This is a genomic window from Streptococcus oralis (assembly GCF_003943825.1).
GTDB lineage: Bacteria > Bacillota > Bacilli > Lactobacillales > Streptococcaceae > Streptococcus > Streptococcus oralis_CD.
This window is the reverse complement of record NZ_RJNJ01000011.1, coordinates 1-11,981: the sequence shown is the minus strand read 5'-3', so window position 1 is coordinate 11,981 and position 11,981 is coordinate 1. Positions and strand designations below refer to the sequence as shown.

Sequence of the window (11,981 nt, the reverse complement as noted above, 5' to 3'; positions counted from 1 at the left end):
AAACAAAAAAGAGCCCTAAAGGACTCTTTTATTCTTAATACCAACCGTTATTAAGCCAGAAGTTCTTGGCAGCTGTCCATGAACCGTAACGTCCTGCAACGTAGGCATCTGCTACACGTTCTTGGTTTTCAGCTGAGTAGTCACCGTTCAAGTATGAATCTGTCAATTGGTAACGTCCGATGTAACGTCCGTTTGTAGCAGTGTAGCTACCACCTGATTCTTTTTGAGCGATCCATTCTTTGGCTTCTGCTTCAGAACCACTTACAGTAGAAGCTGCTGCAGTGTTGCTTTCTGCTGCTGGAGTTGCAGGTGCAGCTGGGGCTTCATAAGTTGTTGTTGCTGCTGGAGCTTCTTCAACTGTTTCTGTAGCTACTGGAGCTGTTTCTTCCGTTGTTGCTGCTGGAGCTACAGTAGAAGCTGTTCCTTCGATAACCAAAACTTGGTCAACATAGATAAGGTGAATATCTTTGATGTTGTTTTTCGCTGCCAATTTTTCAACAGTTGTGTTGTACTTCTCAGCGATTTCTGAAAGAGTATCACCTGATTTAACTGTGTAAGTTACAGTTTCTTGGGCAGATGCAAGTGATGGAGCAAAGAAAGCAAGCAAAGCTGCTACTCCTGCGATAGTTGTTTTAATTTTTTTAGTTGTTAATGACATATCTAAAAATTCTCCTTCCATTGGATATATCTATGATACCTTTTAAATGTTACCGTTGTTTAACGGTTTTATGTAGAAATATTACAAAAATGTTTTATATTTACCGTTTTAAGTAGGTTTTTGTCACAAAAGACCTTATTTTATACTATCTTTAATCATTTTAAGCTTTTGATAAGGGAAATAAGCGCAGAGGTCCATTCTTTGATATAATAGATATAAGAATCTTTGTAAGGGGAAACAGATGCACTCACTTCGTTTTCAATCTGTCTTTGACATTATCGGACCAGTTATGATTGGCCCATCAAGTAGCCATACTGCTGGAGCTGTTCGCATCGGGAAAATCGTCTCTTCCATCTTTGATGATACGCCAACAGAAGTCGAATTCCAATTATTTAACTCATTTGCCAAAACCTACCGTGGTCATGGAACTGACCTCGCTCTCGTCGCTGGTATATTAGGTATGGATACAGACGATCCCGACATTCCAAATAGCCTAGAGATTGCCCATAAGCGTGGCATCAAGATTGTCTGGACCATTCAGAAAGACAGCAACGCTCCTCACCCTAACACCACTAAAATTACTGTGAAAAATGAACACAAGTCCATCAGTGTGACAGGAATTTCCATCGGTGGAGGAAATATCCAAGTTACGGAACTTAACGGCTTTGCTGTCTCTCTCAACATGAACACACCAACCATTATCATCGTGCATCAAGATGTTCCAGGTATGATTGCCCATGTTACTGAAGCCCTCTCTCGTTTTGATATCAACATCGCGCAGATGAATGTGACTCGAGAAAAAGCTGGAGAAAAAGCCATCATGATTATCGAAGTCGATAGTCGAAGTTGCGAAGAGGCGATTGAAGAAATCCGAAAAATCCCTCATCTCCACAATGTCAATTTCTTTAAGTAGGAGGAAGCATGTTTTATTCTATCAAAGAATTGGTTGAGCAAGCAGATCTAAACTTCCAAGGAAATGTCGCAGAACTCATGATTGCGACAGAATATCAACTAACCGGTCGAGAACGGCCAGAAGTTCTCCTCCTCATGGAACGCAATCTAGAAGTCATGAAAGCCTCTGTCGAGCTCGGTCTCAGTGAAAACAAATCCCGTAGTGGCTTAACGGGAGGAGATGCGGCCAAACTAGACCGCCATCTCAAAAGTGGCAAGGCCTTGTCGGACTTTACCATCCTATCAGCAGCCCGTAATGCCATCGCGGTCAATGAACACAATGCGAAGATGGGCTTGGTCTGCGCTACTCCAACCGCAGGAAGTGCTGGTTGTTTGCCAGCCGTTCTCACTGCTGCTATCCAAAAACTAGACCTCAGCCACGAAGAACAGCTGGATTTCCTCTTTGCTGCTGGTGCCTTTGGACTAGTCATCGCGAACAACGCTTCTATCTCAGGTGCTGAAGGTGGCTGCCAGGCCGAAGTCGGATCTGCCTCTGCCATGAGTGCCGCGGCCTTAACCTTGGCTGCAGGTGGAAGCCCCTATCAGGCTAGTCAAGCCATCGCCTTTGTCATTAAAAATATGTTGGGCCTTATCTGCGACCCCGTCGCTGGTTTGGTTGAAGTTCCCTGTGTCAAGCGCAATGCCATGGGAGCCAGCTTTGCCTTTATCGCAGCAGACATGGCCTTGGCAGGTATCGAGTCTAAGATCCCTGTTGACGAAGTCATCGATGCCATGTACCAAGTCGGATCAAGTCTTCCAACTGCCTTTCGTGAAACGGCTGAGGGTGGACTCGCCGCCACACCTACTGGTCGTCGCCTACAAAAAGAAATCTTCGGAGAATAAGCTTATCTATATCTATTAGGAGAAACTATGCCCTCTATCTCAGCAATCTTTTTTGATCTAGACGGAACCCTGGTTGACAGTTCCCTCGGGATCCACAATGCCTTTACCCATACCTTTAAAGAGCTAGGAGTTCCAAGCCCTGATGCCAAAACCATTCGTGGTTTCATGGGGCCACCCCTTGAAAGTAGTTTTGCAACATGTCTTCCCAAGGAACAAATCTCTGAGGCCGTCCAGATATACCGCTCTTACTACAAGGAAAAAGGAATCCACGAAGCCCAACTCTTCCCCCGAATAACGGAATTACTCCAAGAGCTTTCGCAAAACTACCCTCTCTACATCACCACAACAAAGAATACCCCTACTGCTCATGATATGACTAAAAATCTGGGAATCCATCATTTCTTTGATGGCATTTACGGTTCTAGTCCTGAAACACCACACAAGGCAGATGTCATCCGTTACGCCTTGCAAACGCATCAACTCCATGCAGACCAAGTTCTCATCATTGGGGATACCAAGTTTGATATGATTGGAGCCCAAGAAACTGGCATTAAAAAATTCGCTGTTACTTGGGGATTTGGAGAAGAGGCTGATTTGCTCAGCTATCAACCTGACTGGATTGCCCGTACCATTGATGATATCATTAGCCAGCTCTAACCATACAAAAATACTCCTAACACTAGTGAACTAGGTTGAGGAGTATTTTTTATATGTTGTTACTATCAGAAGGAATCAACTCCATGATTAAGCAGTAATTTGATCCTGTTCTTCAGTATCTGTATCTTCATCCTTCTTACTTGGCCAAGCAAGCATCACAATAAGAGCAATCGCTCCAACGATAGGAACCAAATCAATGAAGATAAAGGCTCAGTGGAAACCAGCATCCCGTAAGCTGCGAAGCGACTCAGCCGCTTTAAAATAAAGTAAAAATATCTTAATATTTTCGTACCATTTCTTCAAACCGAGAGTCTTCCGTATTCTCTTTATCTTTTTCACTATTCTCTATCACTTTTTCTCCAAATCGTTGACTTGGCATAGCGAGCATAACGAGCAGTGTTATTGCACCCAAAGGAACAAATACAATAAAAATATAGGCCCAATGGATACCCACATCTCGTAAGCGACGTACTATCAGTGCTAGTAGAGGAACAAACTCTATTATAAACAAAATAATACACATACTGAAGACCGCAATATTCCTGATGGCTTTATCAGATTCTACTCCAGTAAAAAGTGAGTAGTAGGCGGGCAAGAAAATCACCATATTTAGTAGCCAAACCCACCAAAATTCTGGACGTGTGGAACGACCAGAAAAATTCGCGTAGCCTTTGAAAAAACTCCTAATAGCAGTCAGCATACAATAATCTCCTTTTGATTTTAATACTTATTTTGCAAAGTTATGTTACCAGCTTAAAAAAGAGGTAGTTTTTAGAGTGTCTGAAATCACTCTCCTGATAGATCACATAACATCGTCCCTTGAATAGTTGCGCTTATTAATCCTTTGAAAGAGACGATGTTTTCTACTCTCTATTTATAAAAACCAGCTTTCTGATTTCCTCAGAAAACTGGCGATAGTTGTTTCATTATGAAGGTAGATGGACACTCTTACTCAGCATGGGTTGTCTCATTTGCAAAGGAAATGATTGCTTCTTTGAGCTCATCTCCGCTGAGTGAACGGAACTCTTCAATCTTTTGATCAATAGCTTCTAGAGGCATAACGTTTACCTTACCAACGAAAATCTTGTCCATGACTTGGTTATCAACCAATTCGGTCGAAACCAAGAGTTCTTCATAGAGTTTTTCACCCGGACGAATCCCAACTTCAACGATTGGAATTTCACTTTCTGTGTGTCCACTTAGAAGGACCATTTTCTTAGCCAAGTCATAGATCTTAACTGGTTTGCCCATATCGAGGATAAAGACTTCTCCGTCCTTGGCATAAGCGCCAGCATGGATTACTAGACGGCTAGCCTCTGGAATGGTCATAAAGTAACGTGTCATACGGAAGTCTGTTACTGTTACAGGGCCACCTTCAGCAATCTGACGTTCAAAGACAGGAATCACACTACCACGACTACCGAGAACATTCCCAAAACGAACTGCACAGTAGGTTGATTTACTACGTTGGTTAAAGCCAGTGACAATCAATTCTGCCACGCGCTTAGTCGCACCCATAACATTCGGTGGATTGACCGCCTTGTCAGTCGAAATCATAACCATCTTAGGTACTTTGGCTTCATCAACAGCCTTGGCAACATTGTAGGTACCGAGGATATTGTTCTTGAAGGCTTCTTTTGGATTGCGTTCCATCATCGGAACGTGTTTGTGGGCTGCAGCATGATAGACGATGGCTGGTTTATACTGCTCAAACACCTGCAAGAGACGGTCATAGTCCTGAATATCTGCAATAACAGGAACATAATCAATCCCTTGGAATGTACGGATTAATTCATGATAAACGAGATAGATTGAGTTTTCACCATGTCCAAGCAAAATGATACGCTCGGGATTGAAGCGGCTAACCTGACGACAAATCTCCGAACCAATCGAACCACCGGCTCCTGTCACCAGGATAGTCTTGCCTGTAATCTCAGTACCTAGACGCGATTCGTCAAGACGAATTTCCTGACGGCCCAAAAGGTCTGTGATATCAATTTTCTGGAAGCCACTGCCTGATTGATGGAGTCCTTGAACGACTGTCTCAACCTTAGGCATCTTGTAACATTTGACGCCTAGCTTATTACACATCTGCAAGATGCGTTCGTACTCTGATGGGTCAAGCGAAGGAATCGCTACGATGACACGCTCGATTTGGTGACGTTTAGCTAATTCAGGCAGATTATCATAAGAGCCCAAAACTGGGATTCCACCTAGTTTTTGTCCCTTTTTCTTTTCATCGTTATCCAAAATCCCCACTAGCTCAAGGTCGCTAGTTGGGTGTTGGTAGCTGTTCATAAAGAGGGCACCACCATCACCAGCACCAATCAAGAAGGTCCGACGATGTTCACCATCTCCACTACCTTTTTTACGTTTAGAATAAATCAACTGCCAAGTGATACGAGGAAGCAAGATAAGGAAGGTACTCAACAAAATGAAGAGTACGATGAAACGGATAGAAAACAATGGAAGGAAGGCATAGCAGATTCCATAAGAAAGAACACTGCTGAGCATCACTCCGAAAAAGATTTTCATGAAATCCGTAATCTTGCTATAACGACTGATGCTAGCATTTAGCCCCCAAAACGCAATCATGATTTGATAGAGGAGGAAGGCTAAAAGAGTGTAGATCACGTAATCCACAGGCGCAGGATTTATAAGGCCATAAAACAAGATATAAGATACGATGATGGAAACCACCATACTCAGAATATCGAATATCCCCCAAAACACTTGTTTTTGCTGTTTATTTAAAATTTCAACCAGATCAATCACATAATCTGTTAGTTTTTTATTCATAGGAATTTACTCCCCCTTAAAAGAGTCAGATGATACTGTTGTTATGATAACCTGAATCATTCAGTCTATCGGGGCTTACTTTCTCTTTCTTAAAAGTTTGACGAAGATAAACTGACGTACAAAGCCTGGACAAAGTGCAACAATTGCCTGAATGGCTACACTTTTAGCATAATCCATGTAAGAAATTTGCCCTCGCTCAAGCATGCGCTGACGAGCTTGACGATAGAGTTTAAGGTAGCGCAAGCCACCTCGACGCTCAAACATCCCTGCACCGACACGAACCTGACACAAGATTTGATCTAGGTTCCCAGTCTTGGCACCTGCAGCAATCATATTGAGCCAAAGAAGGTCATCCTCCATGTAAAGGCCATCTTCATAGTTGCCCGCCTTGAGAACCATATCCTTCTTGAACATCACTGTCATATGGTTAAAGGCGCTTCTCATTCTCTGATAAGCCACAATGTCTGCGTGCCGAGTTGGGACACGACGGTAAGAAACAATCTCGTCAGGATTGTCAATGAACTCTGCGATATGCCCACCTAAGAGGTCGAGATCTTCTTTCTCCATTAGCTGAAGCTGTTTCTCAAAACGATCCGGAACGGCTAAATCATCCGTATCCATGCGGGCAATAATGTCATACTGGCACTGTAAAACACCGTATCGAAGAGCCAAGCCTAAACCTTGATTTTCTTCTAAGGGGCACCGTTTCACTGTAATGTCTGACTGAGCTTCCACTTCATCTAGCACCTGATAGAGTTCGGGTGTGAGCGGCCCGTCCTCAACAAGAACAAGTTCACTCGGTTTCAAGGTCTGGTTTTGAACACTTTTGATAGCATCTCTTAAAAACGTCGGATTTTCCTTTACATAGACCGACATCAAGACGCTGATTTTTTGCTTTTCAGGCACAGTTTTTCTCCAATGTATAGATTTCCTTCCACTATTTTATCACAAATTCTCCTAGTTTCCTATTTTTATATCAAATCAAGGAAAATTCTAGTAAAGAAATCTGTCACTTTTCACTATATTTTCACTTCCATTGATTGAACTGTCTTGGCTGTCATTACTTGACATTATAAGGAAAAAACCTTAAAATAAGCTGTTATTAAAATCATCCTATCGAGGTTTTTATGAAAAAACAATCACTCTTTTTTGTTCTAGGAATTGTCTTAATCGGGACTGTTTTGCGCTCTCCTTTTACTGCTCTTCCAACCATTTTAGGAGATATCGCTCAGGGACTAGGAGTGGAGGTTAGCTCTCTTGGGATTTTAACCAGTCTCCCTCTCTTGATGTTTGCTCTTTTTTCGGCTTTTGCGAGTCGCTTGGCACAAAAAATCGGACTAGAACATCTCTTTACTTACTGTCTCTTTCTCTTAACTGTTGGCTCTGTCATTCGTATCTTCAACCTTCCCCTTCTCTATCTAGGGACCTTGATTGTCGGAGCGAGCATTGCTATTTTTAATGTTCTTCTACCTAGTATGATTCAGGCAAATCAGCCTCAAAAGATTAGTTTCCTAACAACTCTCTATGTCACTGCCATGGGGATTTCCACAGCTATTGCCTCGTATCTATCGGTCCCTATCACCCAAGCTAGTTCTTGGAAGGGACTCATCCTCGTTCTCAGCTTTCTCTGTCTGGTCACTCTGCTAGTCTGGTTACCAAATCATCACAACAACCACCACCTAGAAAGCAAAAAAGAAAAGCAAGTCAAAGAGAATATTCTAAAAAGTAAAGATGTCTGGGCTATCATTATCTTTGGCGGGCTTCAGTCATTGCTCTTTTATACAAGTATGACCTGGTTGCCAACTATGGCTATTAGTGCTGGTCTTTCTAATAGTGATGCGGCTCTTCTGGCTTCTATCTTCTCGCTGATCAGCATTCCTTTTTCAATGACTGTCCCAAGTCTGACAACTCGTCTGTCAGATGGTCATCGTCAAATCATGCTGGCAATTATCTCTATCGCTGGGATGATAGGAATTGCTATGCTCTTGTATCCAGCCAATAATTTCCTCTACTGGTTAGTCGTCCATCTCTTGATTGGAACAGCCTGCAGTGCTCTCTTTCCTTATCTCATGGTTTGCTTTTCTCTTAAAACCAGTTCTCCTGAAAAGACAGCTCAGCTATCAGGACTAGCGCAAACAGGGGGCTACATCTTAGCTGCTTTTGGACCTGCCTTGTTTGGTTATAGTTTTGAACTTTTTCAATCTTGGATCCCAGCTGTCCTTGCCCTTCTAGCCATTGATATCATCATGACTATCTCACTCTTTATGGTGGATCGGGCTAAAAAGATTCTTTAATTTTCTAAAATCTATCACAACTATAAACAATGCAAAGCTAGACCGAGTCTGGCTTTTTGAGGTGTTGATAAAAATTTATAGTCTAAGATGTCTTAATTCTAGATTAACAGGTTATTTTTTGATAGAATAAAGTTGCGCATGATCAGATTTTTGACTTGTGTGTTCGCAAGTATTAACAAAAATGTTACTAGAGTGTTCAGCTCACTCCAGTAATCCCAAAACTAAGGCAATTAGATTTCTTCTGGAAAAAGTTGCAGTATGTTTTATCTCTGCTGAAGGAAGGTTTCTATACTGTCGTTCGCATAAGAGTTTTCATGCGCTTTTTTATTAAGGATAAGATAATGACTAAATTAAATCAATTAAAAACCAAGGATGACTTTGCAAAACTTCTTGGTTTTAAAAACGCCAGATACATTAACCATTTGTTATACAACATAACAACCGATAACCTATATGAACCGCCAATTGTTATTCCTAAAAAGAATGGTGGAGAAAGAGTTATACATGCTCCCCAAAAAGAGTTGAAGTTCCTTCAGAAAAAATTGTCTAATGTTTTGTGGGAATGTTACCTTGAAAGCATAGAATCTAAATCTAAGGACAAGAACTTTAAAACACCTGTACTGTCTCATGCATTTGAAAAGGGGAAAAGCATTATTACCAACTCTCAGATGCATCGAAACAAGAAATACATTCTGAACATTGACTTGAAAAACTTTTTTGATTCTTTTAATTTTGGAAGAGTAAGAGGCTTCTTTATAAAAGATAGAGATTTTGCTGTTTCACCAGAAATTGCTACAGTAATTGCTCAAATTGCATGTTACCAAGGTAAGTTACCACAAGGAGCCCCTTCTTCTCCCATCATCACAAATTTAATTACTAGAATTTTAGATTATCGGATTGTCAAAATTGCTAAAAAATATCGTTTTACATATTCTAGATATGCCGATGATATGACTTTTTCGACAAATCGTGAACTAAACTCTAATAAGCTGAGAGCAAGCAAAGAGTTAGATAACTTTTTAACTGAATTAGAGGAGGTAATCATCTCATCTGGTTTTGAAATCAATCCTAAAAAAACACGGTTAAGTAATAACATGCAACGCCAAGAAGTTACTGGACTAGTTGTCAACAAGAAGATAAATGTAAAAAGAGAGTACGTAAAAAATACTCGTGCAATGGCCTTTCAATTATACAAAGATGGAGCTTTTGAAATAGATAAGAAACCAGGAACGATCAATCAACTAACGGGACGCTTTGCTTTTATTTTTCAAATAGATCAATACAACAACTACTTACTTTATGAAAAGTCCCTGATACAAAATAATCTGGATTCACAAAAATATTTATTAGGCAGAAACTCATCAAAAAAATCTGAATCAAAATATTTTTGGAAGTATATCTTTTATAATAAAAATTTACGAAAAGAATTATTCTATAATAAAAAACATAATACTTATAATTTACCTAAAGAGTTCTATAGTATCTCAGAAAATGAAAAAGAAGTTTATATGTGCTTATTTAATTCTAAAGAAAAAGAATATAAAAAATTCTTATTTTATAGATATTTTTTTGGAAATGATAGACCTATGATTGTTACAGAAGGGAAGACAGATCCTCTATATATTAAAGCAGCCTTAAAAAAACTATATAAGAATTATCCAAAACTTATTGAAAAAGATGGTGATGATTTTATATTTAAAATTGAATTTCTAAATCGTAGTAATACTGTGGAATACCTGTTTAATATCCCAGAAGGGGGAGAAGGTCTCAAGTATTGGTATAATTATTTTTCTAATCAAATACCCGCAAATTTTTTTAATCAAAAATTTCCTGCAAAAAATGATGGAAAGAAAATCTATAAGGAACTATATCCTAATTATATGGAGTTTTTTTCCCATTTAACTTCAAGAGAACCAAAAAATCCAACTATATTTTTATTTGATAATGAGCCATCAGGTAATCCTCTTTTTAAATTTTTTAATCATGCTACAGATTTAAATGTTAGTAGCAATAATCTTGGTCAAGTTAGAGGTACATCTTTTTATAAGATTACAAAGAAAGATAGTTTGTATGTCATGGCGACACCTTTAATGCCTCACATGAATAACGGTAACTCCTCTGATATCGAAGATCTACTATTGTCTTGTAATCCATCACCTATTTTAAAAGGAAAGACATTCTCCAAAGGTGGTGGTGCTAATCATTATGGAAAGGATATTTTTTCAAAGTATGTTCTGAAAAATTATAAAGAATTCGATTTTACTGAGTTTATCCCTTTGCTAGACGGCATAAGAGATAATATCCTAGATTATACATCATGATTCTAGCTTATCTTTAAAATATAGGTTTGTTTGAAACAACTGATGTTACCATCATATCCTTTAAACTTCTAGTTTTTACTAGGAGTTTTTTATATATAAAATTTTTACACATATTTCTTGACAGGGCTCTCACATTGCGATACAATATATTTGAAAAGAGTATATATAAAATTTTTATATAATATAAAGGAGGTTTCCCATGTACTTCCCAACATCCTCTGCCTTGATCGAGTTTCTCATCTTGGCTGTACTGGAGCAGGGGGATTCTTATGGTTATGAGATTAGCCAAACCATTAAACTCATCGCCAATATCAAAGAATCTACGCTCTATCCCATTCTCAAAAAATTGGAAGCCAGTGGCTTTCTGACCACCTACTCTAGAGAGTTTCAGGGGCGTATGCGCAAATACTACTCCTTGACCAATCGGGGCGTAGAGCAGCTCGTTACTCTAAAGGAAGAGTGGACGCTCTATACCGACACCGTCAACGGCATCATAGAAGGGAGTATCCGCCATGACAAGAACTGACTATCTGACTCAGTTAGAAACCTATCTCCATAAACTACCTGAAGCTGACCGCATCGAAGCTATGAACTACTTTAAGGAACTATTTGACGATGCAGGTCCAGAGGGCGAAGAAGAACTCATTGCCAGTCTGGGAACCCCAAAAGAAGCGGCTCATGATGTTTTATCTAACCTCCTCGACAAAAAAGTCAATGAAGCCCCTGCTCAAAAGAATGACCGTCAACTGCTACACATTGCCCTCCTGGCTCTGCTAGTAGCTCCTATCGGAATTCCGGTCGGCATCGGCATCCTCATGGCCATCATCGGTATTTTTATCGCAGCTGTCTCCGTCATTCTAGCCTTTTTCACCGTTTCGGTGACGGGTATCCTACTGGGCGGACTCTTTATCATAGAGAGCTTTAGTGTTCTGGTTGAAGCCAAATCTGCCTTTATTTTGATTTTCGGGGCCGGTTTGCTTTCTATCGGTGCTTCTTCTCTTGTTCTACTAGGTATCTCCTATGTAGCCCGTTTCTTTGGCCTCCTAATCGTCCGCTTGGCACAATGGATTCTTAAAAAAGGAAAGAGAGGTGACAGACATGCGTAAATTGACAAAAGGATTTCTCATCTTTGGTGTGGTTTCTACAATCCTTGGTTTTATCATGATCATTGTAGGCGCCCAGTCCAATGGTATTCAAAGTTTACTTGCCATGTCAAAAGACCCCGTCTATGACAATCGTATCGAAGAAGTGACCTTTGGAAATGAAGTGGAAAAACTTGATTTGACTCTTGAAGAACATAGCCTAACCATCACAGAGTCTGTAGATGACAAGATCCATATCACCTATCATCCTTCCGTGTCTGGTCGTCACGATCTGACTACTGGCATGAGTGACAAAACACTGAGCGTCACTGACAAACAAGCCTCCCAACATCGCTTTCTAGGTTCAGGAATCGAA

General features: G+C 40.2%; 12 protein-coding genes. 8 read left to right on the top strand and 4 right to left on the bottom strand.

The genetic code is table 11. The features are described from left to right. Window positions 1–34 precede the first annotated feature (34 nt). Window positions 35–658, bottom strand: coding sequence for an aggregation-promoting factor (gene apf, locus D8863_RS09080; RefSeq protein WP_042767626.1), 624 nt, complete (start codon window positions 656–658; stop codon window positions 35–37). 241 nt (window positions 659–899) lie between these two features. On the opposite strand from apf, the gene sdaAB reads away from it, so the two are divergent. From sdaAB to D8863_RS09065, 3 genes are read left to right on the top strand one after another with little or no spacing between them, the layout of a single operon-like run. Beyond that, complete coding sequence (gene sdaAB, locus D8863_RS09075; RefSeq protein ID WP_000555868.1) at window positions 900–1,571, top strand: L-serine ammonia-lyase, iron-sulfur-dependent subunit beta; 672 nt, start codon at window positions 900–902, stop codon at window positions 1,569–1,571. Window positions 1,572–1,579: 8 nt separating this feature from the next. Then, window positions 1,580–2,452: an L-serine ammonia-lyase, iron-sulfur-dependent, subunit alpha gene (gene sdaAA / locus D8863_RS09070; RefSeq protein ID WP_125441724.1), complete on the top strand. Its 873-nt coding sequence runs from the start codon at window positions 1,580–1,582 to the stop codon at window positions 2,450–2,452. 27 nt (window positions 2,453–2,479) lie between these two features. After that, window positions 2,480–3,109 (top strand): HAD-IA family hydrolase, encoded by a 630-nt coding sequence (locus tag D8863_RS09065; protein ID WP_125441723.1) that lies wholly within the window; start codon window positions 2,480–2,482, stop codon window positions 3,107–3,109. 277 nt (window positions 3,110–3,386) lie between these two features. On the opposite strand, the gene D8863_RS09055 is transcribed toward D8863_RS09065, so the two are convergent. The 3 genes from D8863_RS09055 to D8863_RS09045 all read right to left on the bottom strand — a co-directional run bounded on the left by D8863_RS09055 (window position 3,387) and on the right by D8863_RS09045 (window position 6,814). Next, window positions 3,387–3,809, bottom strand: coding sequence for a DUF805 domain-containing protein (locus D8863_RS09055; RefSeq protein ID WP_042903042.1), 423 nt, complete (start codon window positions 3,807–3,809; stop codon window positions 3,387–3,389). Between the two features lie 248 nt (window positions 3,810–4,057). Continuing rightward, window positions 4,058–5,908 carry a nucleoside-diphosphate sugar epimerase/dehydratase gene (locus D8863_RS09050; protein WP_084850046.1) on the bottom strand — a complete coding sequence of 617 codons (1,851 nt, stop codon included), beginning with the start codon at window positions 5,906–5,908 and terminating at the stop codon, window positions 4,058–4,060. Window positions 5,909–5,983: 75 nt separating this feature from the next. Then, window positions 5,984–6,814, bottom strand: a complete 831-nt coding sequence (locus D8863_RS09045; RefSeq protein ID WP_125441722.1) for a glycosyltransferase — start codon at window positions 6,812–6,814, stop codon at window positions 5,984–5,986. Between the two features lie 221 nt (window positions 6,815–7,035). Here D8863_RS09045 and D8863_RS09040 point away from each other — a divergent pair, with 221 nt between their 5' ends. The 5 genes from D8863_RS09040 to D8863_RS09020 form a co-directional block, all read left to right on the top strand. Beyond that, window positions 7,036–8,202: a CynX/NimT family MFS transporter gene (locus tag D8863_RS09040; protein ID WP_125441721.1), complete on the top strand. Its 1,167-nt coding sequence runs from the start codon at window positions 7,036–7,038 to the stop codon at window positions 8,200–8,202. Window positions 8,203–8,543: 341 nt separating this feature from the next. Next, entirely contained in the window at window positions 8,544–10,523 is a 1,980-nt protein-coding gene (locus tag D8863_RS09035) for a retron Ec67 family RNA-directed DNA polymerase/endonuclease (protein ID WP_125441720.1), read from the top strand. 199 nt (window positions 10,524–10,722) lie between these two features. Next, complete coding sequence (locus tag D8863_RS09030; protein ID WP_000273860.1) at window positions 10,723–11,049, top strand: PadR family transcriptional regulator; 327 nt, start codon at window positions 10,723–10,725, stop codon at window positions 11,047–11,049. Then, the gene (locus tag D8863_RS09025) at window positions 11,036–11,629 is read left to right on the top strand and encodes a DUF1700 domain-containing protein (protein WP_125441719.1); all 594 of its coding nucleotides are present in this window, start codon (window positions 11,036–11,038) and stop codon (window positions 11,627–11,629) included. The genes D8863_RS09030 and D8863_RS09025 overlap by 14 nt, the downstream gene beginning before the upstream one ends. Then, window positions 11,622–11,981 (top strand): DUF4097 family beta strand repeat-containing protein (locus D8863_RS09020; protein WP_142999477.1); only part of this gene is annotated, 360 nt, incomplete at its 3' end. The genes D8863_RS09025 and D8863_RS09020, both read left to right, overlap by 8 nt.